The sequence below is a fragment of the Mesorhizobium sp. WSM1343 genome, assembly GCF_055901535.1.
This window is the reverse complement of sequence record NZ_CM148370.1, coordinates 578,563-604,889: the sequence shown is the minus strand read 5'-3', so window position 1 is coordinate 604,889 and position 26,327 is coordinate 578,563. Positions and strand designations below refer to the sequence as shown.

Genomic DNA, 26,327 nt, shown 5'->3' with positions numbered 1-26,327 from the left:
TTGTCCACTCCGGGCTCGCTTTGGGACATCTACAGGTCGCGGCTCTCCGCCGCGACCTTCACCGACCTGACGCATGCGTTTCATCCGGGTCAGCCGCATTTCCCGGCCTTCCCGGACGAGGAGCGCAGTGCGTTGCTCGATTTTTCGAAGGGCGATGCCTTCCAGGTCCACCACTACGCCTTCGTCGGACAGTGGGGCACCCATGTCGATCCGCCGGTGCACTTCATCGACGGCGGCCGCTCGATCGACCAACTGCCGGTGGCGGAGATGCTTCTGCCGCTGGTCATCCTCGACATCAGCGACAGGGTCGCCGCCGATCCCGACGCGACGCCGACGCTCGACGATATTTCGGCCTGGGAGACGCGGAACGGCCGTATCCCGGAAAAGTGTTTTGTCGCACTTCGCACCGGCTGGTGGCCGCGCTGGCCGGACCCCGTGGCATTTCGGAACAAGTCGGCCGACGGTATCTCGCATGCGCCGGGTTGGTCGAAGCCGGTGCTGGAGGAACTTTTGGAACGCCGCGGTGTCGCTGCGATCGGGCACGAGGGCATGGACACTGATCCCGGCCGTGCCACTTCGGCAGGTGACGCAAGCCTGGAATACTATGTGCTGTCGCGCGACTGCTGGCAGATCGAGCTCTTGGCCAATCTCGACAAGGTGCCCGAAGCCGGCGCGTTGATAATGGCAAGCTGGCCAAAGCCAAAGGCCGGATCTGGCTTCCCGGCTCGCGCTATCGCCATCCATGAAGCGGCCGGCTGAACGCGTGAAGCCGCTGCTGGCGGCGGTCGAGGGGCCGCCGCACAACGATCATCAGACACGGAATTCAGACATGGATATAGATACAGTCCGCGATGCTTTTCCGGCGATGGCGAGAGGTGCCGAGCCGAAGAAGCGGATTTTCTTCGACAATCCCGCGGGAACCCAGATGGCGAGCCGTTCGATCGAGCGTATGACGCGTGTCATGATCGAAACCAACGCCAATCTTGGTGGCTATTTCGAAACCTCACTCGCGGCCCAGGCGATGGTCGACGACGCGCATCAGGCGATGGCCGATTTCTTCAATGCCGCCGACCGGCGTGAGGTGGTGTTCGGCCAGAACATGACGACTCTGACTTTCGCCGTCTCGCGCGCCATCGGCCGCGATCTGAACGCCGGCGACGCCATCGTGCTGACGCGCATGGATCATGACGCCAACGTCGCACCCTGGCTGATGCTGGCGGAGGATCGGGGGCTTGAAGTACGCTGGATCGACCTCGATCCAAAAACCTTCGAACTCGACCTGTCGACGCTGGAGGCGACTATCGACGAGGACGTCAAGCTGGTCGCCGTCGGCTATGCCAGCAACGTTACCGGCACGATCAACGACGTGAAGCGGATCGCGCAGCGCGCCCGCGCGATCGGGGCGCTGAGCTATATCGACGCGGTGCAGTTCGCGCCGCATGGGGTGATCGACGTCCAGGAGATCGGCTGTGATTTCCTGGTTTGCTCGGCCTACAAATTTTTTGGACCGCATCACGGGGTGTTGTGGGGCCGTTTCGATCTGCTGCAGGCGCTGACCGCCTATAAGGTGCGCGCGGCTTCCAATACGCCACCTGGAAAATTCGAGACGGGAACGACAAGCCGCGAGGCGCTTGCCGGGGTGCTTGGCGCCGTCGAGCACTATGCCTGGCTCGGACAGTCCTTCGGCAACGTCCACCCGCAGGCGACGCGGCGGGAGCGCATCGTCGCCGGCATTGAAGTCGCCGACCGTTATGAGCGTGTCCTGACAGCACGGCTGATTGCCGGATTGTCCAGAATTGATGGCGTCTTGATCCAGGGCATATCCGATGTGGCGGCGCTGGCGCGCCGTGTGCCTACCGTGTCGATCACCGTTGACGGAACCGATCCCGCCGATATCGCCAAGGCGATGGCAGAGGAAGGCATCTATCTCTGGCACGGTCACAATTACGGTTTGGAGCCAATCAAGCGGCTGGGGCTTGCGGACCGCAACGGTGTCGTCCGCATCGGGCTGGCTCATTACAACACCGAGGCGGAAGTCGATTTCCTGCTGGCGAAGCTGGCGGACTGGATGAAGACGCGGACCTGACATGCGCGACAGAAACGGAACCCCGAGGATCGGCGTCAAGCTGCGCCATGCCAGACAGGTGCTTGGCCTCAGCCTGGAAGAGCTCGGCGCCCGCATCGGGCTGACAGAGGGTTATCTCTCGAAGATCGAAAACGACCGGGCGACGCCCTCGATGGCGGCTCTGCATCGGCTGGTGCAGGCGCTGGGCATCAACATGAACGCGATGTTCGGCACGCTGCAGCACAATGCCTCGGAAGTTTTCGTTTTGCGGCAGAACGAGCGTCCGCACATGGAGACGGGACATCGGCGTTCGGGCAACCATGTCGTGCTCGAGCAATTGGTGCCGTCCGGTCCGGAATATCTGCTGCAGATCAACGTTCATGTGATCGAGGCCGGCGGCGGCAGCCCCGAGTTGATCAGCCACAAGGGACAGGAGTTCGGCTACGTGCTCGAAGGTTCCGTCGAATTGCTGGTCGAGGCGAACGTGGTGGCGCTCGAGGCAGGCGACGCGTTCTATTTCAACTCCGAACTCGGCCACGGCTACCGCAATATCGGTTCGACCACGGTCCGCATCCTCTGGGTCAACACGCCGCCGACATTCTGACCGCCTCAAGCGCGGCGCCGGATTTCGAGGGAGTTCTGAAGACGTCGTTCAATGAGCCAACGTCCACAGGACAACAGCCGCCGAGCCCAACCGTCCTGTTTCAATGCCCGAACGCGAGCGGCGGCGCCAGTCGGTCGCGCCGCAGCCAGCGCGCCAGCAGCAGCGCGGCCACCACGGCCAGCCCCGTCGACAGACCGATCCAGATGCCGACGCCATGCAGGCCGAAATGGAAGGCGAGCAGCACCCCAAGCGGCAGGCCGACGCCCCAATAGCCGATCGCGGCATAGATCATCGGCACCTTGGTGTCGTGCAGGCCGCGCAGCATGCCGGCGGCCACCGCCTGGGCGCCGTCGAAGACCTGGAACAGCGCCGCGAAGACCAGGAACGACACGGCAAGTTCGATCACCCTGGCATTGGCCGGATAGCTCAGATCGATGAAGGCGCTGATCAGCGGATGCGGCCACAGGATCATCACCAGCCCCATCAGCGCCATGAACGAGACGCCGATGACGAAGGCGGTCCAGCCGGCGCGCGACACGCCTTGCGGATTGCCGGCGCCATGCGCAAGGCCGACGCGCACCGTCACCGCCTGGTTGAGGCCAAGCGGCACCATGAAGGAGATCGAGGCGATCTGGATGGCGATCGCGTGCGCGGCCAGCGAATCCGCGTCGATCAGGCCCATCAGCAGGGCGGCCGCATTGAAGATAGTCACCTCGAAGGCGAGAATGCCGGCAATCGGCAGGCCGAGCCGCAACAGGCCCTTGAAGCGTGGCCAGTCCGATCGCCAGAACCGTCCGAACAGACGATAACGGCGGAACTTCTTCTCCAGCATCACCACGGCAGCCAGGCCGATGAACATCAGCGTTGAGGACAGCGAGGTGGCAAGGCCCGACCCGGCAATGCCCATCGACGGCACGCCGAGATTGCCGAACATGAACACCCAGTTGAAGAAGGCATTGCAGGCGACGGCAACAAAGACGATGACCAGCGCCCAGCCCGGCCGCTCCAGCGCCGAGATAAACGAGCGCAGCACGATATAGAAGTAGAAGGGCAGCACCGCCCATTCGAGCCAGCGCAGATAGATGCCGGCCTGATGCGCCAGTGCCGGTTCCTGGCCCATGGCCAGCAGAATGCCTTCGCCGTGCCAAAGCACGAGCCAGATCGGGATCGAGATCAGGATCGCCAGCCACAGGCCCTGGCGCACGGTGCGGCGCAGGTCGCGCACCGAATAGCGGCGGCGGCCAAGCTCGGTGGCGATCATCGGCGATGTCGCCAGCATCAGGCCGAGGCCGAAGATCAGCGGCATGAAATAGAGGTTGGCGCCAAGCGCGCCACTGGCCAGCGTGTCCGGCCCCAGCCGGCCCATCATCATGACGTCGGTGGCCGTCATCGCGGTCTGGCCGAGATTGGTCAGCACCATCGGCCAGGCGAGCGCCAGCGTCGCCCTGATTTCCTGACGCCAAAGATTTTCCGGCGCGCGAGCGCCGGCTTCGATCGCAGACATTGTTCCGCTCTTTCCAGATACGGCACGTCGGCATTAAAGCCGGAAGCCGCATGTCAAACGGCAAAACCTTCGGTTTCGCGGCGTTTGCGTCAGCTTCTGGACGAAACGCGACATGAAGGCAAGAGAGGAGGGACGGGAACGGATTGAGCCAGGGACCGGCCCCGATGCTCTAGCGGATCGCGTCCAGCATCCGCCGCTGGCGGTGCATCTCAAGGAAAACCTTGTAGTCGCGGTCGAAACGCCCTGATGATTTCGGGTTCGACGCGCGCTTCCTGCCGCCTTGCTGCATGGCAAGACAGGCCGCGTTGAGGTCGGGAAACAGCCCGGCCGCGGTGGCGGCGATCATGCCGGTGCCGAGCAGCACCGCCTCGTCGGCCAGCGGCTCGATCACCGTGCAGCCGGTGGCGTCGGCATAGAGCTCCATCAACAGCGGGTTCTTGGTGTGGCCGCCGGTGACATGCAGCGTATCGATCAGATAGCCGTTCTCGTTCAGCGCCTCCAGCACGTGGCGCACGCCGAGCGCGATGCCGACGGCGGTGCGCCAGTAGAGCTTGCACAGGCTGTCGAAGGAGGAGTCCAGCGTCAGCCCGCTGACGACGCCGACGGCATGCGGATCGGCGAGCGGTGAGCGGTTACCGTGAAAATCGGGCAGCACATGCAGCCGCGCGGCAAGGTTGTCGCCCTCGGTGGCGCGCAGCTCGGCGACACGCCTGGCGATCTTCGCATGCATGGCGGCATCCGGCTCGCCGCCGGCGCCGTGCCAGCGGATGATGTGGTCGAGCAGGGCGCCGGTCGCCGACTGGCCGCCTTCCGACAGCCACAGCCTGGGCAGCGCCGCGCCGTAATAGGGACCCCAGACGCCGGCGAAGGGCTGCGGATCCGGTGACATCGCCATGACGCAGCTCGACGTGCCGGCGATCAGCGCCAAATGCCGGCCGATGTCCTGTTGGTCGCCGGCAAAGCCGCCGAGCACGCCAAGCGCACCGGCATAGGCATCGATGACGCCGGCGCCGACCCGGCATTTCTCGCTCAGCCCAAGCTCGGCCGCTGCCTGGGCGGTCAGTTGGCCAATATAAGCGCCGACCGGGCTGGCCTTTTCCGGCAAATTGCCGTGCTCGAAAAGATCGCCGAGGCCGACGAGCGCAAAGAAGTCGCGCCGCCAGCCGGCCTCTTCATGCGCCAGATAGGTCCATTTAGCGGTCAGCGTGCATTGCGAGCGGGCCAGCGAACCTGTCGCTTGCCAGGTCAGGAAATCGGTGAGATCGAATAAATAGCCGGCTTCATTCCAGGTCTCCGGCAAATTGCGCTTCAGCCACATCAGCTTCGGTGTCGCCATTTCCGGCGACATGACGCCACCGACGTAATTCAGCACGGCATGGCCGCTTGCCGTGCATTCGTCGGCCTCCGCGATGGCGCGGTGGTCGAGCCAGACGATGGTGTCCCAGCGCTTGTCGCCCGTGGTCGAGACGCTGAGCTGGCCGCCTTGCCGGTCGCGCACCACCAGCGAACAGGTGGCATCGAAGGAGATGCCGACGACCTCCTCGGCAGCTATGCCGGCCTTTTCGCGGGCAGCGCGCACGGCGGCGCAGACGGCCGACCAGATATCGCGCGAATCATGTTCGGCGTGATCGGGCTTCGGCTGGTTCATGGCGATCGGCCGCTCGGCGCGGCCGAGCAAGGTGCCGTTGGTGTCGAGAATGCCCGCGCGAGCGCTCCCGGTGCCGACATCGACCGCGCAAACGAACTGTTTCGTCAAGATGCTCTGTCTCTCGCTCCCAGGCCTGCAATCAGATCGGGCAATTGCAGCATGTCAGCGAATATAAAGTCCGGTTCACTCGACGCAAGCCGCGCTTTCAAGGTCGGGTTGCCGGCATGCGAACCGCCGGTGAAGGCAAACACGCGCATCCCCGCCGCCCGCGCGGCAATGATGCCGGCCGGGCTGTCCTCAATGACGAGGCATTTGCGTGGATGGGCCCGCATGCTGGCGGCGGCATGCAGGAACAGGTCCGGCGCGGGCTTTCCCTTGGCCACCATGGTGGCACTGAACAGGTGCGGTTCCATCAGCCCAAGCAATCCGGTGACGTCGAGCGCGTAGCGGATGCGGTCGAGCGTGCCCGAGGACGCGACACAGAACGGCAGCCCAAGCTTCGGCAGCATCTTCTTGACGCCGGCGATCGGCTTCAGCTCCTCGCGGAATTTGCGCATCAATTCGACGCGCATCTCGGTCAGGTGCAGGTCGGTGATATCGAGCCCGAAGTCGCGGCCGAGGATCTCGCGCACGCTTTTCATGCTCCTGCCGAGGAAATGCTCGTAGGCGGCATCCTCACTGACGCTGCCGCCGGCAAGCCTGACCATGCCGAGCAGCGCCGAGACGGAGAGCGCCTCGCTGTCGACCAGCACGCCATCGCAGTCGAAAATGACCAGTTCAGGCGTCATGGCCGAGAATGGCTCTCAGAGCTTGCCGGCGAGGTAGCGCGTCAGCGTGGCGCGCGCGCCATTCGCCCACAGCACGTTGAGCGCATGGGCAAAGGCCTCGACAAACGCCGTTGCGCGGCCGACATCGCCATAGATGTCCTCCATGGCGAGCCAGGCGGCGGGAGCGTCCTTTGCTGCCTTTGCCGTCGCCTGCAGCCGGTCCCAACTCGGGTCGTTGGGCTCGATGACGGCGCCGCTGTCCGTCGTGCCGAAGCAGTAGCGGCACCACAATGCCGATTCCAGGGCCAGGCCGGCGACGCTTTTCCCAGCCTTCAGCCGGTCGGCGATGGTCGGGATGATGAACTTCGGCTGGCGGTTGGAGCCGTCGAGGCAGAGCCGGCGCACCGTGTCGCCGATCTTCGGGTTGGAGAAGCGGCTCTCGATGAGCTGGTAATAGTCTTCCAGAACCGTGTCCGGCACCGGCGGCACCGTCGGGATGATTTCGTCCCGTTCGAGCTTGGCCAAAAAACCGCTCACCAGCGGCTCCTGCATCGCCTCATGCACGAAATGGATGTCCATCAGGCCGGCCGGATAGGCGATCGCTGCATGGCCGCCATTGAGGATGCGGATTTTCATCAGTTCATAAGGCGCAACGTCTTTGACGAACTGCACGCCGACCTTTTCCAGCGGCGGCCGGCCATCGGTGAAATGGTCCTCCAGCACCCACTGCCGGAACGGCTCGCAGAACACCGGCCAGTTGTCCTCGAGGCCGAAATCCTTGGCCAGGATGCCGCGCTCGCGGTCGGTGGTGGCCGGCGTGATGCGATCGACCATGCCGTTCGGAAAGGCGACATGCTCGCTGACCCAGTTCGCCAGATCCTCGTCGATCAAACGGGCCAGGCCGATGACGCCATCCGAGGTGACATGGCCGTTGTGGGGAATGTTGTCGCACGACATGACGGTGAACGGCACGGTGCCTTCATCGCGGCGGCGCACCAGCCCGGCAAGAATGATGCCGAACACCGTCTTCGGCGTGGCGCCGGGCTGCGCATCGGCAACGATGTCGGGATGGGTCGGGTTGAACACGCCGGAAGCCGGATCGATAAAGTAGCCGCCTTCGGTGATGGTCAGCGAAACGATCTTGATCGCCGGGTCGGCAAGCCGTTCGATCACACCGGCCGCATCGCCAGGCATCAGGAAGTCGATCATCGCGCCGGTGACGCGTGCGCTCATATGGCCGCTATCCTGCTCGACCACCGTGGTGAGCCAGTCCTGCTCTTCCAGTTTGCCGCGACCGATCTTTTCGCCGTCGAACACGCCGGCACCGATCAGCGCCCAGTCATGGCCGATGCCCGCATTGAACAGATCGTCGAGATAGACGGCCTGATGCGAGCGGTGGAAATTGCCGACGCCGAAATGCACGATGCCGGCCTTCAGCGTCGCGCGGTCATACTTCGGACCTGCGACGTTGGCGGGCAGCTTGGAGAGGTTAGAGGACGAGAGTTTCACGGTCATCTGTTTTACCCTTTGGCCGGGTTTCGGCCTTCGTTACGCTCCTCTCCCCGTCGGGGAGCGGATAAGGGGTGGCACTTGCTACGCGCCCGCTGAAGTCGGCCTCTGCTCCCCGCGGAGGGACGAGGAGCAGAGGCCGTCCCCGCCCTCAACTCATCCACTGGCCGCCATCGACATTGTAGGTCTGGGCGACGATGTATTCGGCGTCGCTGCTGGCGAGAAACACAGCCATGCCGGTGAGGTCCTGTGCCGTGCCCATGCGGCCATACGGCACCGCCTCGCCGACCAGTTTCTTCTTCTCGCCCCTCGGCCGGTTCTCATATTTGGCGAACAGCGAATCGACGTGATCCCAGTGCTCGCCGTCGACGACGCCAGGGGCAATCGCGTTGACGTTGATGCGGTGCTTGATCAGGTCGAGCCCCGCCGACTGGGTCAGCGAGATGACGGCGGCCTTGGTGGCGCAATAGACGCCGACCAGCGCCTCGCCGCGGCGTCCGGCCTGGCTCGCCATGTTGATGATCCTGCCGCCCTTGCCTCGCGCGATCATCGAGCGGGCGGCTGCCTGCAGCATGAACAGCGTGCCGGCGACATTGACGGAAAACAACTTGTCGTAGCTTGCCCTGGTGATTTCGACGATCGGCGCCAGGTCGAACAGGGCGGCGTTGTTGATCAGGATATCGAGGCCACCGGTCTTCGTCTCGACGGCTTTCACTGCCGCCTCGATCGAGGCGAGGTCGGTGACGTCGAGCTTGACCGCATAGGCCTTGCCGCCAATCTCGGCGGCGGTCTTCTGCGCCGCCTCGAGATTGATGTCGGCGATGGCGACGGTTGCGCCTTCGCCGGCATAGGCTTCGGCGAAGGCTCTGCCGATGCCGCGGGCCGAACCCGTGATCAGCGCGGATTTGCCGGCCAGTCGCATGTTCAGATTGCCTTTCCGTCGGCGCCAAAGCGATGCAGCTTGGCCTTGTCTGGTGTCAGGTAAATGGTGTCGCCGTGATGGACGCCGAGTTCGCCGTCGGCGCGCACGGTCAGCGGACCGACGCCGTCGGCCTGGACGTGCAGGAAGGTGTCGGAGCCGAGATGCTCGGCGACGCCGACGACCGCCTTCCATTCGCCCGCCGTGGTCGAGATCTCCAGGTGTTCGGGACGGATGCCGATGGTCTTGGCGCCGTTTTTGGCAGCCGGCGCGCCCTCGATCAGGTTCATCTTCGGCGAGCCGATAAAGCTGGCGACGAACAGGTTCTTCGGCGTCTTGTAGAGCTCCATCGGCGAGCCGACCTGCTCGATGTTGCCGGCGTTCAGCACGACGATCTTGTCGGCCATGGTCATCGCTTCAACCTGATCGTGGGTAACGTAGATCATGGTGGTCTTGAGCTGATGGTGCAGCTCGCTGATCTCCAGCCGCATGGTGCCGCGCAGTGCCGCATCGAGATTGGACAGCGGTTCGTCGAACAGGAAGGCGGTCGGCTGACGCACGATGGCGCGGCCGATCGCGACGCGCTGGCGCTGGCCGCCTGAAAGCTGGCCGGGCCGGCGTTCGAGATAGTTGGTCAGGTTGAGCACGCGCGCCGCGTCTCCCACCTTCTTGTCGATGGTCGCCTTGTCCTCACCGGCCATCTTCAGCGGGAAGCCGATGTTCTTGGCCACCGTCATGTGCGGATAGAGCGCGTAAGACTGGAACACCATGGCGAGCTTGCGCTTGGCCGGTGCCTCGCCGGTGACGTCGCGGCCGTCGATGTTGATGGAGCCGCCGCTGGTGTCCTCGAGCCCGGCGATCAGGCGCAGCAGCGTTGACTTGCCGCAACCCGACGGGCCGACAAAGACGACGAACTCGCCATTCTCGATCACCAGGTCGAGACCGGGGATGATGGACGTCGCTCCGAAGGATTTCGAGACGTTCTTGAGCGTGATGTTTCCCATGGTTTCCTCCCCGAGGGGTTATTTCTGCCGATTGCTTCGGGCAATTCCGTTATTTCACCGCACCAAATGTCAGGCCGCGCACCAGCTGCTTCTGGCTGAACCAGCCCATGATCAGGATCGGCGCGATGGCCAGCGTCGAGGCGGCCGAAAGCTTGGCCCAGAACAGGCCTTGCGGGCTTGAGAACGAGCTGATGAAGGCGGTCAGGGGTGCGGCTTCCGTCGTCGTCAGCCGGATCGTCCAGAACGCCTCGTTCCAGGCCAGGATGATGTTGAGCAGCATTGTCGAGGCGATGCCCGGCACCGCCATCGGCGTCAGCACATAGACGATCTCGTTCCACAGCGATGCGCCGTCCATGCGCGCCGCTTCCAGGATCTCGCCAGGGATTTCGCGGAAATAGGTGTAGAGCATCCACACCACGATCGGCAGGTTGATCAGCATCAGCATGATCATGAGGCCGATGCGGCTGTCGAGCAGGCCTGTGTCGCGGAAGATCAGGTAGATCGGGAACAGCACCGCGACCGCCGGCATCATCTTGGTGGACAGCATCCACATCAAGATGTCCTTGGTCCGCTTGGTCGGCGAGAAGGCCATCGACCATGCCGCCGGTATGGCGACCAGCAGGGCCAGGATGGTCGAGCCGACCGAGAGCAGCACCGAGTTGAAGAAGAACTTGAAGTAGCCGCTCTGCGCCTGGACCTCGGTATAGCTCTCGAACGTTCCCGACGGGATGATGCTGAAGCCCTGGATGGCTTCCTGCTCCGACTTGAACGAGGTGATGATCGTGTAGAGGATCGGGAAGAAGATCAGCAGGGCGACGATCCAGGCGGCAACCGTCGCGATCGTCTTGTGCCGGGTGGTGACTGAGCGTGCCATCGTAGCCTCCCTTACTTGTCCAGGTTCTTGCCGACGGCGCGCATGGCGAAGAAGGCAACGATGTTAGCGAGAATGACGGCGATCACACCGCCGGCGGATGCCTGGCCGATTTTGAACTCCAGCAACGCCTTCTGGTAGACGAGGAAGGGCAGGTTGGTGGAGGCGTATCCCGGGCCGCCATTGGTGGTGACGAGGATCTCGGCATAGACCGAGAGAAGGAAGATCGTCTGGATCAGGATGACGACCGTGATGGCGCGCGACATGTGCGGCAGCGTCAGATAGATGAAGCGGCTGATGAACCCGGCGCCGTCCATCTCGGCGGCTTCCTTCTGCTCGCCGTCGAGCGACTGCAATGCGGTCAGAAGAATGAGCGTCGCGAAGGGCAGCCACTGCCAGGCGACGATGATGATGATCGCCAGCATCGGATGTTGCCCGAACCAGTCGATCGGCTGGGCCCCGAAGAAGCGGGCTATGTCGGCGAACACCCCGTATTGCGGGTGCATGATCATGTTCTTCCAGACCAATGCGGCCACCGGCGGCATGACGAAGAACGGAGAGATGACGAGGATGCGCACGATGCCCTGGCCCCACATCGGCTGGTCGATCAGCAGCGCCAGAAGGATGCCGCCGATCACCGTGATCAGGAGCACGCTGACCACCAAGGTGAGCGTGTTGAGGATCGACTGCAGGAAGGCCGGGTTGGAATAGAACAGCGCGTAATTCGAGAAGCCGACGAAGCCGTCGCGGATCGGATTGAGCGGGTTGTACTGCTGGAAGGAGAACCAGATGGTGATGACCAGCGGCACGATCATCCAGACGAACAGCAGCACCACGGATGGCGCCATCATGAAACGGGCAAGCGAACGGGTCTGCTGAGTAGCCATGACGGTCACCCTCACTGGTCAGACGGAATTTTCAAAAGGCGTTAAAGGCGGCCGCCCGAACTGGGAACTCGGGCGGCCGTTGCCGGTCAAGGAGGCGACCGGCAGTCGGCACCGGGAGGAGCCTTACTTGATGTATCCGCCCTCGGTCATTGCCGCGGTGGCAGCGTCCTGGGCCTGCTTCAGCGCGTCGTCGACGCTCGACTGGCCGGCAAGCGCCGCCGAGAAGAGCTGGCCGACCGTGGTGCCAAGGCCCTGGAACTCAGGGATGGCGACGAACTGGACGCCGACATAGGGCACCGGCTTGACCGTCGGATGCGTCGGATCGGCGGCATTGATGGAGTCCAGCGTCATCTTGGCGAACGGAGCCGCCTTCTGGTACTCGGCATTGGCGTAGAGCGAGGAGCGCGTGCCCGGAGGAACGTTGGCCCAGCCTTCCTTCGAAGCGACGAGCTCCGCATAGTGCTTGCTGGTCGCCCAGGAGACGAACTTCTCGGCGGCATCCGCTTTCTGCGTGCCGGCGGGGATGGCCAGCGACCAGGCCCACAGCCAGTTGCCGCGCTTGCCCAGGCCATTGTCGGGCGCCAGCGCATAACCGACCTTGTCGGCGACGGTGGAGTTCTTCGGGTCCGAAACGAAGGACGCGGCGACCGTGGCGTCGATCCACATGCCGCATTTGCCCTGCTGGAACAGCGCCAGGTTTTCGTTGAAGCCGTTGGAGGAAGCCCCCTCGGGGCCGTCGGCCTTCATCAGGTCGACATAGAACTGCAACGTGTTCTTCCATTCCGGCTGATCGAACTGCGGCTTCCAGTTCTCGTCGAACCAGCGGGCGCCGAAGGAGTTCGACATGGCGGTCAGGAAAGCCATGTTCTCGCCCCAGCCGGCCTTGCCGCGCAGGCACACGCCGTTCACGCCATTGGCGCGGTCGGTCATCTTGTCGGCGGCCTGCTTGATGAAGTCCCAGGTCGGCGCGTCGGGCATCTTCAGCCCGGCCTTGTCCATCAGGTCCTTGCGGTACATGACGAAGGAGCTTTCGCCGTAGAAGGGCGCGGCATAGAGCTTGCCGTCGACCGAAAGGCCGCCAGCAATGGCCGGGATGATGTCCTTGGCGTCGTAGTCGTCGCCGAGCTTGTCGAGCGGCAAAAGCCAGCTCTGCTTGGCCCAGATCGGAACCTCATAAGTGCCGATGGTCATCACGTCGTACTGGCCGCCCTTGGTGGCGATGTCGGTGGTGACGCGCTCGCGCAGCACATTCTCTTCGAGCGTAACCCAGTTGAGCTGGATGTCGGGGTTCGCCTTGGTGAAGTCCTCGGTCAGCTTTTGCATGCGGACCATATCGCCATTGTTGACGGTGGCGATGGTGATGGATTCGGCGTGTGCGGCGAACGCAAGCGTGCTGGCCGACAACAAGCCCAGGGTGAGCGTGCGAAGTTTCATCAAATTCCTCCCTTGAACCAAGATGAGCATTTGCCTTGGCTTTGGGCAATTACTCACTTGGCGTGAATTATGTCAAGTCGGATTCGATGCTGCAGCGCAGCACCCGGGCGACACCGCAGGCCGGGACGAGCGGAAATTGCCAGGACGAAGAGCGTCCCGGCCGGATACAGTGCGGCAACAGCGGATGGATCTGTGAGACCAGGTGCAGCCCGCAAGCCTGCCGGTCAGCAGGCGATCTCGGCCAGCAGCCAGTCGCGGAAGGCACGGATCTTCGGCACGTTGCGGCGCGCTTCGGGGTAGACCAGCCAAAAGGCATGGCCGTCGTCGCCAACCAGATCGAAAGGCTGGATCAGGCGCCCACCGGCAAGTTCCGCCTTGAACAGCGCCCTGGTCAGGATCGCGACGCCATGACCGGCGATCGCCGCATTGGCCTCATAGGCCTGCGCGCCCATGCTGCTGCCGGGCCGTTTGGCGAGATCGTGCGAGTGCACGCCGGCAGCCTCGAACCATTGCGTCCACCAGATGTCGCCGGGATCGAGGATCGGCAGCCGCAACAGGTCCGCCGGTTCCCTGACGCCGCCGATGCTTGCCGCGAGCTTCGGGCTCAGCATCGGCGTGAAATCGGCATCGAGCAGCTTGTAGGCTTCCAGCCCCGGCCATTTGCCGCCGCCCGACCGGATGGCGAGGTCGACATCCTCGCGGGCGAAATCCGTCAGCCGGCTCGATGTTTCGAGCCGCACGGCAAGGGAGGGATGAGCGATCTGGAATGAGCCCAGATGGTGCGCCAGCCAGTTCGAGGCAAAGGTCAGCACCGTCGTGACGCACAGCAATCCGTCGGCGCCGCCACGCGCCGCCGCATAGGCCTGGCCGAGAATGGCAAAGGCCTCGCTGACCGCTGGCGCAAGGCGCTGTCCAGCCTCGGTGAGTGCGATCTGGCGCGGCCGGCGCAGGAACAGCGGCGCGCCGACCCGTTCCTCCAGCACCTTGATCTGATAGCTGACCGCCGCTTGCGTCATGGCAAGTTCCTCGGCCGCCTTGGTGAAGGAAAGATGCCGCGCCACCGCTTCGAACACCCGGATCGCCTGCAGCGGCGGAAGCTGTGAAACCTGCCGAGAGCTGAGGTCCGGCATAAAGCCTCCTTATGGGTCCTTATCGACGTTCGATTGGCAAAGGCCGCCGTCAAGACCGACATTTCCAGTCAACCCGTCATTCGGGTTCAGGATAGCGAAGGTTGACGATCATGACCATGGCGCAGCAAAAATGCACTTCCGCACCCGATCATCGCTGGTTTTCGTGGCTGACGGATGGATTCGGCTGGTTCGCAGCCAAAAAACGGGCACATCTCGACATCAGGGACCTGTCGCCGCATCTGCAGCGCGATCTCGGTTTTCTCGATGGCAACGACCCTTTCGGGCGGCACAGCTAGCGCGGTTGGTTTTATCGCAAATCAGTTGTGCTTCCGGTCAGATGCTGGCGAGCAGCGCGGCGGCGGTCCGTTCATCGGTGATGAGGCCGTTGATCAGCCGCCGGTTCGCGGCCGCCAGAATGCCCGGCAGCTTTCGTTCTCCCATCGCCAGTGCGATGACCAGCGATTTCTCGCGTGACGGCAGCGACGCCGACGACACCCGGTCGTTGGTGATCCCCTCGATCATGCGGCCTTCCCTATCGAACACCCAGCCGACGATCTCGGCGATGCCCCCGGCCTTCTGCAGCGCCTTCAATTCGCTCTCCGAAATGAAGCCGTCCTCGTAGAGCGGCGCCTTGGGGCCGAGGTCGCCGATGCCGATGAAGGTGACGTCGGCCTCGGCCGCAAGCGCAAGCGTCGGCTGGATCATCGGCTGGTTGAGCAGCATCTCACGCTCCTCCGGCGACGAGGCGATGACCGGCAGCGGCATCGGAAAAGAACGCGCCTTGACCCTGTCGGCCATGGTGAAGATGACGTTGTAGAAAGCGGCCGAGCCGTCCGGCGAGATGTTGCCGGTCAACGACACCACCTTGTGCTGCGGGCATTCCATCGGCGGCAGCTGCTCGATCGCCGCCTTCAGCGTGCGCCCGGTGCCGATCGCCATGACGATCGGCGTCGGTGAACGCAACCGTCGCTCGATCTCGGCGGCAGCCGCCTCGGCGATGCCGATCGTGGTCGAGGACGAGTTGGGGTCGCTCGGCACCACTTCGACCAGATCGAGCGCAAAGCGCGATCTCAGCCGTGCCGCCAGATCGAGGCAGTTGGCGATCGGATGGTCGACGCGAACCTTGATCAAGCCCTCCGACACCGCCAGCGATACCAGCCGCTGCGCCGTTTGCCGCGAGATGCCAAGCGTCGAAGCGATCTGGTCCTGTGTGTTGCCGGCAACATAATAAAGCCAGCCGGCGCGTGCCGCATCGTCCAGCCTGTTGCTGCCACCATCCTGCCGGCTATTCAAAGTCCTGCCTCCCGAGACCGCCGGTCATGAGAGCGGCCCATGCCCACTTTCGCAGGGAACGGCCTGCTGCGCAATTGTCAAATCTCGGGGGCAATTGCTTGCTGTCCCTCGGCGTAGGCACGGCCCAGTTTCTCGTCTCCCCACGATGTCTGTCTCGCCAAGAGACTTGGCTGCGGTCCCGGCAGGCGGCACGTTCTTGCGCTCCGAAGGTTTATCTCCCGGCTCAAACCCTTTAAGGGATGGCAAAAAGGAGCCTCGCATGACGCCGAAAGCGGTTTTCTGGGACATGGACGGCACGCTGGTCGACAGCGAACCGCTGCACGAAGCTGCCCTGGTGGCGGCGATGCGCAATGTCGGCCTTGTCCCGCCGGACGATCTGCATGAGCGCGTGCTCGGCGTCGCCGCCTGGCCGGTCTACGAGATGATGCGCGACGAGTTCGGCCTGGACCTGCCTTTCGACGACTGGATCCTGCGCAAATACGAACACTACCTGCCGCTGGTGGAGAGCTTGAAGCCGCGCCCCGGCGCGATCGAGATCTTCAACGAGCTGCGTGCAAGAGGCATCCAGCAGGCCGTGGTCTCGAATTCGGACAGGATGATCGTCGACGCCAATTTGAGCATGGTCGGCCTGATCTACCCCGGCATGAAGACGATCAGCCGCAACGACGTGCGCGAAGGCAAGCCGCACGCCGAGCCATTCCTGCGCGCCGCGTATCTGGCCGATGTCGACCCCGCGCAGGCGGTGGCGATCGACGATAGCTGGCCGGGCGCCATGGCAGGGCTGGCAGCGGGAATGAAGACGATTTTCTGGCCGGAAAAGCCGATGGAAGGCCCGCCTGGCGCCGTCGTCATCAACAGCGCCGAGGAATTGGGGAAAGAGCTGGGGCTCTGAGGAAAACCGCCCAGGTCGGCGCCGCCCCTCATCCGCCTGCCGGCACCTTCTCCCCGTATAGTGACGGCACGGGGAGAAGGACGCTCAATTCCGGTAGACCGGTTCCTGCTCGTCGAGGATCGCCTTCAACTCGCTGAGATGGCGTTCGGCCTGGCCGGGGTAATCGTCCATCTCGCTCGCCGCCTTTTCGGCGATCGCGTCGGACAGCGTGCGCAGCGGGCGGCCGGTCCACAGCGCCTTGATGTAGGTCTCCGCGGCGCGTTCGAAATAGAACATGCGGTTGAAGGCATCGGCGACCGTGTCGCCGATGACCAGTACGCCGTGATTGCCCATCACCATCACCTTGACCTTGGGATCGACGAGAAGCTGCGAGCAGCGCTCGCCCTCCTCCTCGAAGGCCAGCCCGCCATAGTGCGCGTCGACCACATGGCGGTTGAAGAACATCGCCGAATTCTGGTCGATCGGCGGCAATGTCGAGTCAGCGAGCGATGCCAGCACCGTAGCGTGGATCGAGTGCACATGCATGACGCAGCGCGCGTGACGCACATTGCGATGGATGGCGCCATGCAGCCCCCACGCCGTCGGGTCGGGCGCATTGGGGCCGGAGAGCGTTTCCGGATCGTTGGCATCGATCATCAGAAGGTCGCTCGCCTTGATACGCGAGAAATGCACCTGGTTGGGGTTCATGAGGAATTGTGTGCCCTCATCGTTGACAGCCAGCGAGAAATGATTGGCCACCGCCTCGTGCATATTGAGCCGCGCCGTCCAGCGGAAGGCGCAGGCGAGATCGACGCGCTCCTCATAGTAGGGCAGGTTGGTCAGCGTTTCCTTTTGCAAGCGGGCAAGGCTCATCGAAAAATCCTCCGGTTTCGGCAAGAATGCCGTGGCCAGCCCATTCCCGCAACCGGTTTTGGTTGGTGCAGGGATGCTCACGCCGCCGTGCTGGCAGCGGCAGCGCCGGCTCGCAGGCCGCCATGCTCGACGATGAAATCGATCACCTCCTGCAGACCCTTGCCGCGCGACAGGTCGGTGAAGCCGAACGGCCGCTTGCCGCGCATGCGGCCGGCGTCGCTCTCCATCACGTCGAGGTTGACGTTGACGTAAGGAGCCAGATCGCTCTTGTTGATGACCAGGAAATCGGAGCGGGTGATCGCCGGCCCGCCCTTGCGCGGAATCTCCTCGCCCTGGCAGACCGAGATGACATAGAGCGTCAGGTCGGCGAGATCCGGCGAGAAGGTGGCGGCAAGGTTGTCGCCGCCGGATTCGATGAAGACGATGTCGAGATCCGGGAATTTCCTGTTCATCTGCGCGATCGCCTGCAGATTGATCGAGGCATCCTCGCGGATCGCGGTATGCGGGCAGCCGCCGGTCTCGACACCCATGATGCGGTCCTCGGGCAGTGCCTGCAGCCGCGCCAGCATCATGGCGTCTTCCTTGGTGTAGATGTCGTTGGTGACGACGGCGATGGAAAACTCGTCGCGCAGCGCCTTGCACAGTTTTTCGGTCAGCGTCGTCTTGCCCGAACCGACCGGGCCGCCAATGCCGACGCGCAGCGGACCATTTGTCTGTGTCATGCGGGAAACTCCGTGATGGCGAGGATGGCAAAGCCGAGCCCGATCAACAGGCACAGCGGCGAATAATAGCGGACATCGAGCCGCGCGAAAGGCTGTTCAGGCGTCAGCCGCCGCCACCATGGCGTGAAGCCGGCTATGCCGCGCCCCAGGAACACCAGACCGATGAGCAGCGACGTGGCGGCGAGACCCTCCTTGGGGAAGGGTGAAGCGAAGACTCCCATGAGCGCCAGCGGCCATAGTGTCGCCAGGCACAAGCACGCGGCAACGGCGAAACTGGCAAACGGCGTTGGCATCTCATCGACGCCGCGAAAGCCGACCACGGCGCGAGCGCAGGAGGCTGCGTCCTGGCCCGGCCAGATGCCGCCAAGACCCCAATAGACATGCAGCGCGGTGATCAGGAGCAGAACAGTCGAAAGCGAGAAGGCGAGAAAAATCATGAGCGGAACAGTCGCGAATACTGGGTTTCATGCTTCATCGCCATGACATCGGAGACGAAGGCGCAGCCACCGAGATCGTCGAGTGTCGAGCGCGCGGCGCGGCTTGCGGTCGCCAGGGCCAGCGGCTCGAAGCCGGCTAACAACGTGGTCGCGCCGCTCTGGCCGACGATGCCAAGCCGGATCGCTGCCTGCACAAGGTTGGAGAAGAAGGTTTGCAGGAAGGCTGACAGCGCATCCTGAAGCGCGATGCCGTTGCCACCCGCAATGGCGCCGACGGCGACGCAATAGGCGCATCCGGCCGGCAGGCGCTCCAGCACCGGATTAGGCCAGGCGGCCGCCGCTTTGAGGAAGGCTCCACCCTGCAGCATGGTCTCGGTATGGCGTTCGCGCGAGCCGGCCAGGGCTTCGGCGAGTGCCGCCACTTCATCGAGATCACCGGTGCCGCGTGCCCGGCGCCAGCTCTCGGCGAACAGCACGGCGTCGTTCCAGCCCGAGCCCATCTCGACCAGCGTCTCCAGCCAGCCGGCGAGGCTCCCGGCATCGGCAACCAACCCGTCCTGCACCGCCCGCTCGAGACCATGGCTGTAGGAAAAGCCGCCGACCGGAAAGGCAGGCGACAGCCACGCCATCAGCCGCAGCAGGGCGATGTTCGAAGGCTGGTCAGTCATGATCGTGGTGATGGCCGGCATGACTGTGCGAATGGGAACGCGATTCGCCATGAGAATGGCTGTGCGCTTCGGCGTGGGCATGCGCATGGCCGTGATCGTGGCTTTGCCTGCCATGCCCGGAATAGGCGCCGCGCACCGGCTTGAACGGTTCGGAAACGTCGGTCACGGTGGCGCCCAGCCCCTCCAGCATCGCCTTGATGACATGGTCGCGCAGGATGAGGATGCGTCCGGCCTCGATGCCTGCCGCGAGATGGCGGTTGCCGATATGCCAGGCGAGCTCGGCCAGATGCACGCCATCGCGGGCGCGGATGTCGTAGACCTCTTCCGGTGCCGCGATGATCTCGATATGGCCGCCATTCTCCAGCACCAGCCGGTCGCCATCGTTCAAGGCGACGGGTTCGGGCAGGTCGACCAGCACCTTGCCGCCGTCGGCAAGTTCGATGGCCCGGCGGCGCAGATGCCGCTCGTCATGGGCGAGAATGGCCCGGCCGGACGGTAGGGTGGTTCCGGCAGCGCCGGCGGACAGCACCGAGACGGCGCGCGGGAATTTGGTGAAGTCGGTGTTGAGGTTGAGTTTCATTTCATGGATTTCCCATTTGCTTGTGCCCGCACACACGCGATCCAATGGCCTTGTACATGTCGAACCCTGCCTTTCCCCAACAAAGCTAGACCATCGCGTTCGTTCAGACGATGGTGTCGAAGAGCCGCAGGATGAACGATATCTGGTAGATAAGCGCCGCCGTGACAAAGGCGATGTGGAAGCGGCGGTCGCGCACCAGGATCGCGATGATACAGAGCACGACGAAGACCGGCGTGCGGAACAGATATTCGCTGCCGAAGCGGGCGAAATGCTCCGGCCCCTTCAGCAGCGTGTCGACCACGTCGAGCAGATAGGTCGCCGCCAGCAGGCCGAAGAACCACGCCCGGCGCGAATAGAAAAAATCCTCGTAGCTGGTGTAGTCCAGCATCGAATCTGGGAACAAAAGCGCGCACAGCAGGAACAGCGTGATCGCGTAGAAAATGATGAACAAATATTTGCCGAAGGTCCAGGTCTCGACGGCGTAGAGGCCGAACTCCCACCACCAGAAATGCACCAGCATCAGGAGCACCGAGACGACCCAGGCCAGATGCACGGTATAGAGCTTGTACTGGCCGGGATGCTGGACGATGCGCGCCACCCCCGACAGCAGGCGGGCGACACCAAGCCCGATCACCATGCCCATGACGATTCGGATGTGCGGGAAGATGTCGTGGGCGGAAGCGATTTCGGTGGTCATGCTCGATCACAATGCAGCTGTTGGTTGGCCGCATAGTGCTGCCTTCCACCAAGGGCTGCAACGGATAATGCTCGCCCGGTGGAAGCGCCGCTTCAAAACAGAAAATACCGTTGCGCCATCGGCAGCACCGTCGCCGGCTCGCAGGTCAGCAACTCGCCGTCGGCGCGCACCTCGTAGGTTTCCGGATCGACCTCGACATGCGGCGTGGCGTCGTTGAGCACCATCGAATGCTTGCCGATGCCGCCGCGGGTGTTTTCGACGGCGACGAACTGCTTGTCGACACCGAGCCTGCCATGCAGTCCCGACTCGAGCGCTGCCTTCGAAACGAACGTCACCGACGAGTTGGTCCTGGCCTTGCCATAGGCGCCGAACATCGGCCGGTAATGCATCGGCTGCGGCGTCGGGATCGAGGCGTTGGGGTCGCCCATCGGGGCGGCGGCGATCATGCCGCCGATCAGCACCATGTCCGGCTTGACGCCGAAGAAGGCCGGGTTCCACAGCACCAGGTCGGCGCGTTTGCCGACCGCGATCGAGCCGATGTCTTTCGACAGCCCATGCGCGATGGCCGGGTTGATCGTGTATTTGGCGATGTAGCGACGGACGCGGAAATTGTCGTTGTTGCCGGTCTCCTGCGGCAGCGAGCCGCGCTGGCGCTTCATCTTGTCGGCCGTTTGCCAGGTGCGGATCGCGACTTCGCCGACGCGGCCCATGGCCTGCGAATCCGACGAGATGATCGAGAAGGCGCCGATGTCGTGCAAAATGTCTTCCGCCGCGATGGTCTCCTTGCGGATGCGGCTTTCGGCAAAGGCGATGTCTTCGGGGATCGACGGCGACAGATGATGGCAGACCATCAGCATGTCGAGATGCTCGGCCAGCGTGTTGACCGTGTAGGGCCGCGTCGGATTGGTCGAAGACGGAATGACGTTGGGCAGGCCGCAGACCTTGATGATGTCGGGCGCATGGCCGCCGCCGGCGCCCTCGGTGTGGAAGGCGTGGATGGTGCGGCCCTTGATGGCGGCGACCGTGTTCTCGACAAAGCCGGATTCGTTCAGCGTGTCGGTGTGGATCATCACCTGCACGTCGTAATCGTCGGCGACCGACAGGCAGCAATCGATGGCCGCCGGCGTCGTGCCCCAGTCCTCGTGCAGCTTCAGCGAGCAGGCGCCGCCCAGCACCATTTCCTCGAGCGCGGCGGGCAGCGAGGCATTGCCCTTGCCCGACAGGCCGATGTTCATCGGAAAGGCGTCGAAGGACTGGATCATGCGGGCCATGTGCCATGGCCCCGGCGTGCAGGTGGTGGCCAGCGTGCCGTGCGCCGGACCGGTGCCGCCGCCGAGCATGGTGGTGATGCCTGACATCAGCGCCTCCTCGATCTGCTGCGGGCAGATGAAGTGGATATGCGCGTCGAAGCCGCCTGATGTCAGGATCTTGCCTTCGCCGGCGATGATCTCGGTTCCGGGGCCGATGATGATGGTAACGCCATCCTGCGTGTCCGGATTGCCCGCCTTGCCGATGGCCGCGATGCGCCCGTCGCGAAGCCCGACATCTGCCTTGAAGATGCCTGCACTGGCATCGATCACCAGCGCGTTGGTGATCACGGTATCGACGGCGCCTTGCGCCCTGGAAACCTGGCTCTGGCCCATGCCGTCGCGGATCACCTTGCCGCCGCCGAATTTCACCTCTTCGCCATGGATGGTGAGATCCTTCTCGACCTCGATGAACAGTTCGGTGTCGGCAAGCCGTACTCTGTCGCCGACCGTCGGGCCGTACATCTGCGCGTAGGCGGCGCGGGTAATTCTGGCCATCAGCGATTGCTCCCGAAATGCGGTTTGCCGAAATGCGGTTGGATTGAAGCGCGGCTGCACATTGCTGCCATCCTATGGTCACGCAATGACCTGCTGGGCGACACCTTCTGATCCCATTTGGCGGTTGAGGTTAGGGCGTCACCCCAGACCGACCGTTTGCCAATCGATGGAAAGGAAAATCCATGCGCAAAACGATAGTTCTTGCCGCCGCCGCCAGCCTGATGCTGGCGGGCGCCGCCAGTGCCCAGCAGCAACCCGCGCCACAGCCCGCTCCGGCGCCGGCAACGCCTGCTCCAGCCACGCCCCAGGCTCAGCCGGCCGTTCCGACGATCCAGAGCGTCAACATCGTCGACATCACGGAGCTGCCAAAGGACACCCAGACGCAGGTCAACCAGGTGATCGCCCAGCGCGGCGATGACGGCTTGAAGAAACTGCGCAGCTCGATCGACGCCACACCCAAGGTCAAGTCGGCGCTCGAGGCCAAGGGAATGACCTCGGCGCAGGTGGTCGCAGCCAGTATGGAACCCAATGGCGCACTGACCCTGATCACCAAGAAGGCGAGCTGACGCCACGGCATGGCGGGCCGGCATCCGGCCGGCCGGCCGCATCGGGAAAGGAACCTTCGCCGGGCCGGATTCGTTTTGTTCTTTTCGCGCTAACCCGCGCCCCGAAACGATTTCTCTCAGGAGCGAGCGATGGCGATCACTTCTTTCTCGACCAGAATGCAGGCAGTCGCCGCCATGGCGTTCCTGGCGGCGGCTGGTCCTGCTGCCGGACTGAAGGCGCAAGGACTGGAAAGCACGGAGACCGTCAATCGCATCGTCGGCTCGCAGGTCAAGCAGGAAGAGGCCAAGGCCAACTCTGAGGCCGGCAACGTCAACACGGCGATCGACCGCACGCGTGAAAACATCGGCACGGTGCGCAAGACATCCAAGCTCGACAAGGTCGACATCGTGTTCCTCACCGACGCCGCGCGCAGCGAAGGCGGCCCGCCGCCGGAGATCGAGGCCAAGGTCAAGCAGCATCAGGACGACATTACGGAGCTGCGCAAGGAGATCGAGGCCAACGCGCTGCTGTTCAACGCCATCGAATCGCGGCGCGTGCAGGCGCAGGATGTCCTCGCCGTCGAATTCGACAATCCCGGAAAGATCGTCATCTACGCCGCGGCCAAGCCATCGAACTGAGCTGAGCGCGCCGGAAGATTTCACAGCTTGCCCATCACCTTCTGCTGAAATCCGTAGACCTCGCGCTTGCCGCCGAGCGGCACCAGCGTGACGTCGCGCTCCTGGCCCGGCTCGAAGCGCATGGCCGTGCCCGCGGCAATGTCGAGGCGCATGCCCCTGGCGCGCTCACGGTCGAATTTCAGCCCCTCATTGGTCTCGAAGAAATGGTAGTGGCTGCCGACCTGGATCGGCCGGTCGCCGCTGTTGGCGACTTTCAGGGTGACGGTCTGCAGGCCCTTGTTGAGCTCGATGTCGCCGCCCACCGTGATGATTTCACCGGGGATCATGGTCACCCTCACACGATGCCGAAGGCGAGACCGATGCCGATCGCCGCGCAGGCGGCACCGGCAGCGCGGGCCAGGCCACGAAACCGGATGCCGAGACCGAGACCGGTGGCGATGCCGGTGGCATGCAGCAACAGCGTGGCGGTGGCAAAGCCGGCCATGTATTCAAGCCCGCCGGCATTCTCCGGCACCTCGGTGCCATGCGCGTGGCCGTGGAAAAGTGCGAACAGGCCGATGATGGCGACGCCGGCCGAGACCGGCAGATCGATCGCCAGCGCCACCAGCAGTCCGAGTGTCACGACCGATGCCAGTATGCCCGGTTCGACGAAGGGCAGCGGCATATGCAGCATGCCCAGCGCGCCGCCGACCACCATGACGCCGACAAAGGCAGCCGGCCAGGCAAGAACCGCCTTGCCGCCCTTGAGCGCCGCCCACAGCCCGACCGCGATCATCACCGTCATGTGATCGAGGCCGGAGAGCGGGTGCATGAAGCCGGCCGTGAAGGAGGAGGTGGTGCCCAGGCCGACATGGGCATAGGCCGGCAGGGCGGCGGCCAGCAGCAGGATCGCCGACAGGCAGAGGCGTTTGGCGGATATCATTCTGTTTGCCTTTCGTTTTGCTCGGTCTGGTGTTCACGCCGCCTTGCGGGGGCCGCAGCCTTCGGCCTTGAGTACGCGTTTGCTCGACGCAGGATATTTCTTCAGCATCGCTGCCGGGCGGATCGGCCGCGCCGAAAAACCACCACCGCAATTGGGGCAGATGCCGCCCAACACCTGTTCCACGCATCCGGCGCAAAAGGTGCACTCGAAGGTGCAGATCAGCGCATCCGTCGCCTCGGGCGGCAGGTCCTTGTCGCAGCATTCGCAGTTGGGACGCAGCTCCAGCATCCTGTCCTCCTCAACGGATCGGTTCGTGCACGGTCACCAGCTTGGTGCCGTCGGGAAACGTCGCCTCGACCTGCACGTCATGGATCATCTCGGCGATGCCTTCCATGACTTGCGCGCGGCTGACGACATGAGCGCCGGCTTCCATCAGTTCGGCGACCGGACGGCCGTCGCGGGCGCCTTCGACGACGAAATCGGTGATCAGCGCAATCGCTTCCGGATGGTTGAGCTTGACGCCGCGTTCGAGCCGCTTGCGCGCCACCATCGCCGCCATGGCGATCAGCAGCTTGTCCTTTTCCCTCGGCGTCAGGTTCATGCGTTTCCCTGGATTGGTAGAGGCAGGCCTATAGTGACCATAATTTGGGCAACCCCGCCCTTCCGTTGAGCAATTCGACGAGTGGAACCAGCCGCTGGCGCAGTCGGTAGCCATCCCCGGCGTAGAGCCTCGCAAGAAGCTTGCCAGATTTCTTCACGCACCAGGCGCTGGCGCTGCCCTGGTCGCCGACGATCTCCAGAACCGGATCGAGCAGGGCTTCGGCGCGCGGCGACACCAGAAGCAGCGTCGCCACCGCGATCGCGCCGCCGGCAACCGCCGGGCGATCGAGCGTTGCGGCGATATCGGGTCCGATGCGGAAATCCTCGGCATGAACGAGGGCGCCATCCTGACGCACACGCCAGCGGTCATGGAAGTTGCCCTGCGTGGCGCGTTCGCCCATCGCCAGGCGGCCGAAGACGGCGGCTTCCAGCACCAGCGCCTCGGCGCCGACGGCAAGCTCGACGTCGAGCGTACGGGCAAAGGCCGCCCTGTCGAAGACGATGGTTTCCTGCGGCAGCCAGGCGATGCGGCCGTTTTCGCCTACCGACAAATTGACCCGCACTTCGGCATGGTCGGATGCCGCCCGGTAGATCTTCTCGCAGGCCTGCGTGGTGATCGATGCCGAAGCGGCCGCGCCGACATCCACGTCCCAGGCGATACGGTCGCCGCCCGTCATTCCGCCGGCGGTGTTGATCAGCACCGCTTCGAGCGGATCGGCCGAGACGGCCGGCATTCTTATCTTGGCGGCGCCGTCCTGATAGAGGCGCCGCAGGCGCGTGCGGCCCTCACTGAGCGCACAGGAAAGCCGCGCCACGCCCGCAACGCGCTGCGTCGAAATCCCGCCATGTTCGCCCATATCCATGCCTGCACGTTAAGCACTCCGGCGGCTTTGTCGATATGGAGTTCGATATAGCTTGTTGCTTGACAACGTTTCGGTTTCTATAGAGGGAACCACCTTGGTACGGTCATGCTGCGCTTGGCGGGGGTATTAAACGACGACGGCGGCTTGATACCAGGAGAAAAAGGGGCGCTGCTCAGTCGGCGTCGGGAAACGCGAGATAGTGGGGAAGGAACCGAATGGCCGACCAGCTGGCAACGGATATCATCGCGAAGATCAAGGCTCATGCCGAGCCGGGCGGCGAAGAAATCACCACCACCACCGAATTGACCTCGCTTGGCATCCATTCGCTCGAGCTGACGGAGATTATCTTCGATCTTGAGGAAGAGTATGGCATCGAGATCGAGATGAACACGGTCGACGCCTGGAGCAATCTGAAGAACGTCGGCGACATGGTCGAAGCTGTGCGCGCGCTGATCGCGAAAAAAGCCTGA

At 63.8% G+C, this 26,327-nt stretch carries 31 protein-coding genes; 8 read left to right on the top strand and 23 right to left on the bottom strand.

The genetic code is table 11. From position 1 onward, the window contains the following. The 3 genes from AC0NIL_RS02825 to AC0NIL_RS02815 all read left to right on the top strand — a co-directional run bounded on the left by AC0NIL_RS02825 (nucleotide 1) and on the right by AC0NIL_RS02815 (nucleotide 2,669). Entirely contained in the window at nucleotides 1–759 is a 759-nt protein-coding gene (locus tag AC0NIL_RS02825; protein WP_275953259.1) for a cyclase family protein, read from the top strand. A gap of 70 nt (nucleotides 760–829) precedes the next feature. Further along, on the top strand, nucleotides 830–2,086 hold the full coding sequence (locus AC0NIL_RS02820; protein ID WP_275953258.1) for a cysteine desulfurase-like protein: 1,257 nt from the start codon (nucleotides 830–832) through the stop codon (nucleotides 2,084–2,086). 1 nt (nucleotide 2,087) lies between these two features. Continuing rightward, nucleotides 2,088–2,669 carry a cupin domain-containing protein gene (locus tag AC0NIL_RS02815; protein ID WP_013528422.1) on the top strand — a complete coding sequence of 194 codons (582 nt, stop codon included), beginning with the start codon at nucleotides 2,088–2,090 and terminating at the stop codon, nucleotides 2,667–2,669. A 100-nt stretch (nucleotides 2,670–2,769) separates the two neighbouring features. On the opposite strand, the gene AC0NIL_RS02810 is transcribed toward AC0NIL_RS02815, so the two are convergent. The 10 genes from AC0NIL_RS02810 to gcvA all read right to left on the bottom strand — a co-directional run bounded on the left by AC0NIL_RS02810 (nucleotide 2,770) and on the right by gcvA (nucleotide 14,342). Next, nucleotides 2,770–4,173, bottom strand: a complete 1,404-nt coding sequence (locus AC0NIL_RS02810) for an MATE family efflux transporter (protein ID WP_275953256.1) — start codon at nucleotides 4,171–4,173, stop codon at nucleotides 2,770–2,772. A 169-nt stretch (nucleotides 4,174–4,342) separates the two neighbouring features. Continuing rightward, on the bottom strand, nucleotides 4,343–5,929 hold the full coding sequence (locus AC0NIL_RS02805) for an FGGY-family carbohydrate kinase (protein WP_275953255.1): 1,587 nt from the start codon (nucleotides 5,927–5,929) through the stop codon (nucleotides 4,343–4,345). Beyond that, nucleotides 5,926–6,609 (bottom strand): HAD family hydrolase, encoded by a 684-nt coding sequence (locus tag AC0NIL_RS02800; RefSeq protein WP_013528419.1) that lies wholly within the window; start codon nucleotides 6,607–6,609, stop codon nucleotides 5,926–5,928. The genes AC0NIL_RS02805 and AC0NIL_RS02800 overlap by 4 nt, the downstream gene beginning before the upstream one ends. Before the next feature lie 15 nt (nucleotides 6,610–6,624). Beyond that, entirely contained in the window at nucleotides 6,625–8,103 is a 1,479-nt protein-coding gene (locus AC0NIL_RS02795; protein WP_275953254.1) for a mannitol dehydrogenase family protein, read from the bottom strand. 145 nt (nucleotides 8,104–8,248) lie between these two features. Continuing rightward, nucleotides 8,249–9,019: an L-iditol 2-dehydrogenase gene (locus AC0NIL_RS02790; RefSeq protein WP_013528417.1), complete on the bottom strand. Its 771-nt coding sequence runs from the start codon at nucleotides 9,017–9,019 to the stop codon at nucleotides 8,249–8,251. Nucleotides 9,020–9,021: 2 nt separating this feature from the next. Beyond that, nucleotides 9,022–10,020 carry an ABC transporter ATP-binding protein gene (locus AC0NIL_RS02785; protein WP_013528416.1) on the bottom strand — a complete coding sequence of 333 codons (999 nt, stop codon included), beginning with the start codon at nucleotides 10,018–10,020 and terminating at the stop codon, nucleotides 9,022–9,024. 49 nt (nucleotides 10,021–10,069) lie between these two features. Beyond that, nucleotides 10,070–10,894 (bottom strand): carbohydrate ABC transporter permease, encoded by an 825-nt coding sequence (locus AC0NIL_RS02780; protein WP_013528415.1) that lies wholly within the window; start codon nucleotides 10,892–10,894, stop codon nucleotides 10,070–10,072. Between the two features lie 11 nt (nucleotides 10,895–10,905). Next, the gene (locus AC0NIL_RS02775; RefSeq protein WP_013528414.1) at nucleotides 10,906–11,778 is read right to left on the bottom strand and encodes a carbohydrate ABC transporter permease; all 873 of its coding nucleotides are present in this window, start codon (nucleotides 11,776–11,778) and stop codon (nucleotides 10,906–10,908) included. Nucleotides 11,779–11,901: 123 nt separating this feature from the next. Next, complete coding sequence (locus AC0NIL_RS02770; protein WP_013528413.1) at nucleotides 11,902–13,212, bottom strand: ABC transporter substrate-binding protein; 1,311 nt, start codon at nucleotides 13,210–13,212, stop codon at nucleotides 11,902–11,904. A gap of 224 nt (nucleotides 13,213–13,436) precedes the next feature. Further along, nucleotides 13,437–14,342 carry a transcriptional regulator GcvA gene (gcvA, locus tag AC0NIL_RS02765; RefSeq protein ID WP_013528412.1) on the bottom strand — a complete coding sequence of 302 codons (906 nt, stop codon included), beginning with the start codon at nucleotides 14,340–14,342 and terminating at the stop codon, nucleotides 13,437–13,439. A gap of 110 nt (nucleotides 14,343–14,452) precedes the next feature. Between gcvA and AC0NIL_RS02760 the strand changes: the two genes are divergently transcribed. Beyond that, nucleotides 14,453–14,638, top strand: a complete 186-nt coding sequence (locus AC0NIL_RS02760; protein ID WP_013528411.1) for a hypothetical protein — start codon at nucleotides 14,453–14,455, stop codon at nucleotides 14,636–14,638. Nucleotides 14,639–14,675: 37 nt separating this feature from the next. On the opposite strand, the gene AC0NIL_RS02755 is transcribed toward AC0NIL_RS02760, so the two are convergent. Then, a complete protein-coding gene (locus AC0NIL_RS02755; RefSeq protein WP_013528410.1) occupies nucleotides 14,676–15,635 on the bottom strand; it encodes a sugar-binding transcriptional regulator in 960 nt (319 codons plus the stop codon). A gap of 259 nt (nucleotides 15,636–15,894) precedes the next feature. On the opposite strand from AC0NIL_RS02755, the gene AC0NIL_RS02750 reads away from it, so the two are divergent. Beyond that, nucleotides 15,895–16,527 carry an HAD family hydrolase gene (locus tag AC0NIL_RS02750; protein WP_275953252.1) on the top strand — a complete coding sequence of 211 codons (633 nt, stop codon included), beginning with the start codon at nucleotides 15,895–15,897 and terminating at the stop codon, nucleotides 16,525–16,527. 84 nt (nucleotides 16,528–16,611) lie between these two features. Here the strand turns inward: AC0NIL_RS02750 and AC0NIL_RS02745 are convergent, their stop codons facing one another. From AC0NIL_RS02745 to ureC, 7 genes are all read right to left on the bottom strand, one after another. Then, complete coding sequence (locus tag AC0NIL_RS02745; protein WP_024502042.1) at nucleotides 16,612–17,379, bottom strand: class II aldolase and adducin N-terminal domain-containing protein; 768 nt, start codon at nucleotides 17,377–17,379, stop codon at nucleotides 16,612–16,614. Between the two features lie 77 nt (nucleotides 17,380–17,456). Then, a complete protein-coding gene (gene ureG / locus AC0NIL_RS02740; RefSeq protein ID WP_027161074.1) occupies nucleotides 17,457–18,101 on the bottom strand; it encodes an urease accessory protein UreG in 645 nt (214 codons plus the stop codon). After that, nucleotides 18,098–18,538 (bottom strand): DUF3995 domain-containing protein, encoded by a 441-nt coding sequence (locus AC0NIL_RS02735; protein ID WP_275953251.1) that lies wholly within the window; start codon nucleotides 18,536–18,538, stop codon nucleotides 18,098–18,100. Before AC0NIL_RS02735 ends, ureG begins: the two co-directional genes overlap by 4 nt. Then, nucleotides 18,535–19,206, bottom strand: a complete 672-nt coding sequence (locus AC0NIL_RS02730; protein WP_473572813.1) for an urease accessory protein UreF — start codon at nucleotides 19,204–19,206, stop codon at nucleotides 18,535–18,537. Before AC0NIL_RS02730 ends, AC0NIL_RS02735 begins: the two co-directional genes overlap by 4 nt. Next, the gene (ureE, locus tag AC0NIL_RS02725) at nucleotides 19,199–19,786 is read right to left on the bottom strand and encodes an urease accessory protein UreE (protein WP_275953249.1); all 588 of its coding nucleotides are present in this window, start codon (nucleotides 19,784–19,786) and stop codon (nucleotides 19,199–19,201) included. The genes AC0NIL_RS02730 and ureE overlap by 8 nt, the downstream gene beginning before the upstream one ends. 103 nt (nucleotides 19,787–19,889) lie before the next feature. Beyond that, on the bottom strand, nucleotides 19,890–20,483 hold the full coding sequence (locus AC0NIL_RS02720; protein WP_024502037.1) for a hypothetical protein: 594 nt from the start codon (nucleotides 20,481–20,483) through the stop codon (nucleotides 19,890–19,892). A 92-nt stretch (nucleotides 20,484–20,575) separates the two neighbouring features. Next, on the bottom strand, nucleotides 20,576–22,288 hold the full coding sequence (gene ureC, locus AC0NIL_RS02715; protein ID WP_027161069.1) for an urease subunit alpha: 1,713 nt from the start codon (nucleotides 22,286–22,288) through the stop codon (nucleotides 20,576–20,578). A 182-nt stretch (nucleotides 22,289–22,470) separates the two neighbouring features. Between ureC and AC0NIL_RS02710 the strand changes: the two genes are divergently transcribed. Together AC0NIL_RS02710 and AC0NIL_RS02705 are read left to right on the top strand one after the other, a co-directional pair. Continuing rightward, nucleotides 22,471–22,854 carry a hypothetical protein gene (locus AC0NIL_RS02710; protein WP_013528400.1) on the top strand — a complete coding sequence of 128 codons (384 nt, stop codon included), beginning with the start codon at nucleotides 22,471–22,473 and terminating at the stop codon, nucleotides 22,852–22,854. 129 nt (nucleotides 22,855–22,983) lie between these two features. After that, on the top strand, nucleotides 22,984–23,472 hold the full coding sequence (locus AC0NIL_RS02705; protein WP_275953248.1) for a hypothetical protein: 489 nt from the start codon (nucleotides 22,984–22,986) through the stop codon (nucleotides 23,470–23,472). 20 nt (nucleotides 23,473–23,492) lie between these two features. Here the strand turns inward: AC0NIL_RS02705 and AC0NIL_RS02700 are convergent, their stop codons facing one another. The 5 genes from AC0NIL_RS02700 to AC0NIL_RS02680 are packed head-to-tail and all read right to left on the bottom strand — an operon-like array spanning nucleotide 23,493 to nucleotide 25,857. After that, nucleotides 23,493–23,798: an urease subunit beta gene (locus tag AC0NIL_RS02700; RefSeq protein ID WP_013528398.1), complete on the bottom strand. Its 306-nt coding sequence runs from the start codon at nucleotides 23,796–23,798 to the stop codon at nucleotides 23,493–23,495. Nucleotides 23,799–23,806: 8 nt separating this feature from the next. Continuing rightward, entirely contained in the window at nucleotides 23,807–24,394 is a 588-nt protein-coding gene (locus tag AC0NIL_RS02695) for a HupE/UreJ family protein (protein ID WP_063169757.1), read from the bottom strand. 33 nt (nucleotides 24,395–24,427) lie between these two features. Then, nucleotides 24,428–24,682, bottom strand: coding sequence for a DUF1272 domain-containing protein (locus AC0NIL_RS02690; protein WP_027161066.1), 255 nt, complete (start codon nucleotides 24,680–24,682; stop codon nucleotides 24,428–24,430). 10 nt (nucleotides 24,683–24,692) lie between these two features. Further along, on the bottom strand, nucleotides 24,693–24,995 hold the full coding sequence (locus AC0NIL_RS02685) for an urease subunit gamma (RefSeq protein WP_013528395.1): 303 nt from the start codon (nucleotides 24,993–24,995) through the stop codon (nucleotides 24,693–24,695). Nucleotides 24,996–25,023: 28 nt separating this feature from the next. Then, nucleotides 25,024–25,857: an urease accessory protein UreD gene (locus AC0NIL_RS02680; protein WP_027161065.1), complete on the bottom strand. Its 834-nt coding sequence runs from the start codon at nucleotides 25,855–25,857 to the stop codon at nucleotides 25,024–25,026. A gap of 215 nt (nucleotides 25,858–26,072) precedes the next feature. On the opposite strand from AC0NIL_RS02680, the gene AC0NIL_RS02675 reads away from it, so the two are divergent. Beyond that, nucleotides 26,073–26,327 (top strand): acyl carrier protein, encoded by a 255-nt coding sequence (locus AC0NIL_RS02675; protein ID WP_013528393.1) that lies wholly within the window; start codon nucleotides 26,073–26,075, stop codon nucleotides 26,325–26,327.

What these genes read in the sequence shown, in the direction of transcription:
- AC0NIL_RS02820 (WP_275953258.1), top strand. Translation starts at nt 830, where the DNA reads ATGGATATAGATACAGTCCGCGATGCTTTTCCGGCGATGGCGAGAGGT.
- AC0NIL_RS02815 (WP_013528422.1), top strand. Translation starts at nt 2,088, where the DNA reads ATGCGCGACAGAAACGGAACCCCGAGGATCGGCGTCAAGCTGCGCCAT.
- AC0NIL_RS02810 (WP_275953256.1), bottom strand. Translation starts at nt 4,173, where the DNA reads ATGTCTGCGATCGAAGCCGGCGCTCGCGCGCCGGAAAATCTTTGGCGT.
- AC0NIL_RS02800 (WP_013528419.1), bottom strand. Translation starts at nt 6,609, where the DNA reads ATGACGCCTGAACTGGTCATTTTCGACTGCGATGGCGTGCTGGTCGAC.
- AC0NIL_RS02795 (WP_275953254.1), bottom strand. Translation starts at nt 8,103, where the DNA reads ATGACCGTGAAACTCTCGTCCTCTAACCTCTCCAAGCTGCCCGCCAAC.
- AC0NIL_RS02790 (WP_013528417.1), bottom strand. Translation starts at nt 9,019, where the DNA reads ATGCGACTGGCCGGCAAATCCGCGCTGATCACGGGTTCGGCCCGCGGC.
- AC0NIL_RS02785 (WP_013528416.1), bottom strand. Translation starts at nt 10,020, where the DNA reads ATGGGAAACATCACGCTCAAGAACGTCTCGAAATCCTTCGGAGCGACG.
- AC0NIL_RS02780 (WP_013528415.1), bottom strand. Translation starts at nt 10,894, where the DNA reads ATGGCACGCTCAGTCACCACCCGGCACAAGACGATCGCGACGGTTGCC.
- AC0NIL_RS02775 (WP_013528414.1), bottom strand. Translation starts at nt 11,778, where the DNA reads ATGGCTACTCAGCAGACCCGTTCGCTTGCCCGTTTCATGATGGCGCCA.
- AC0NIL_RS02770 (WP_013528413.1), bottom strand. Translation starts at nt 13,212, where the DNA reads ATGAAACTTCGCACGCTCACCCTGGGCTTGTTGTCGGCCAGCACGCTT.
- gcvA (WP_013528412.1), bottom strand. Translation starts at nt 14,342, where the DNA reads ATGCCGGACCTCAGCTCTCGGCAGGTTTCACAGCTTCCGCCGCTGCAG.
- AC0NIL_RS02760 (WP_013528411.1), top strand. Translation starts at nt 14,453, where the DNA reads ATGACCATGGCGCAGCAAAAATGCACTTCCGCACCCGATCATCGCTGG.
- AC0NIL_RS02750 (WP_275953252.1), top strand. Translation starts at nt 15,895, where the DNA reads ATGACGCCGAAAGCGGTTTTCTGGGACATGGACGGCACGCTGGTCGAC.
- AC0NIL_RS02745 (WP_024502042.1), bottom strand. Translation starts at nt 17,379, where the DNA reads ATGAGCCTTGCCCGCTTGCAAAAGGAAACGCTGACCAACCTGCCCTAC.
- ureG (WP_027161074.1), bottom strand. Translation starts at nt 18,101, where the DNA reads ATGACACAGACAAATGGTCCGCTGCGCGTCGGCATTGGCGGCCCGGTC.
- AC0NIL_RS02735 (WP_275953251.1), bottom strand. Translation starts at nt 18,538, where the DNA reads ATGATTTTTCTCGCCTTCTCGCTTTCGACTGTTCTGCTCCTGATCACC.
- AC0NIL_RS02730 (WP_473572813.1), bottom strand. Translation starts at nt 19,206, where the DNA reads ATGACTGACCAGCCTTCGAACATCGCCCTGCTGCGGCTGATGGCGTGG.
- ureE (WP_275953249.1), bottom strand. Translation starts at nt 19,786, where the DNA reads ATGAAACTCAACCTCAACACCGACTTCACCAAATTCCCGCGCGCCGTC.
- AC0NIL_RS02720 (WP_024502037.1), bottom strand. Translation starts at nt 20,483, where the DNA reads ATGACCACCGAAATCGCTTCCGCCCACGACATCTTCCCGCACATCCGA.
- ureC (WP_027161069.1), bottom strand. Translation starts at nt 22,288, where the DNA reads ATGGCCAGAATTACCCGCGCCGCCTACGCGCAGATGTACGGCCCGACG.
- AC0NIL_RS02710 (WP_013528400.1), top strand. Translation starts at nt 22,471, where the DNA reads ATGCGCAAAACGATAGTTCTTGCCGCCGCCGCCAGCCTGATGCTGGCG.
- AC0NIL_RS02705 (WP_275953248.1), top strand. Translation starts at nt 22,984, where the DNA reads ATGGCGATCACTTCTTTCTCGACCAGAATGCAGGCAGTCGCCGCCATG.
- AC0NIL_RS02700 (WP_013528398.1), bottom strand. Translation starts at nt 23,798, where the DNA reads ATGATCCCCGGTGAAATCATCACGGTGGGCGGCGACATCGAGCTCAAC.
- AC0NIL_RS02695 (WP_063169757.1), bottom strand. Translation starts at nt 24,394, where the DNA reads ATGATATCCGCCAAACGCCTCTGCCTGTCGGCGATCCTGCTGCTGGCC.
- AC0NIL_RS02690 (WP_027161066.1), bottom strand. Translation starts at nt 24,682, where the DNA reads ATGCTGGAGCTGCGTCCCAACTGCGAATGCTGCGACAAGGACCTGCCG.
- AC0NIL_RS02685 (WP_013528395.1), bottom strand. Translation starts at nt 24,995, where the DNA reads ATGAACCTGACGCCGAGGGAAAAGGACAAGCTGCTGATCGCCATGGCG.
- AC0NIL_RS02680 (WP_027161065.1), bottom strand. Translation starts at nt 25,857, where the DNA reads ATGGATATGGGCGAACATGGCGGGATTTCGACGCAGCGCGTTGCGGGC.
- AC0NIL_RS02675 (WP_013528393.1), top strand. Translation starts at nt 26,073, where the DNA reads ATGGCCGACCAGCTGGCAACGGATATCATCGCGAAGATCAAGGCTCAT.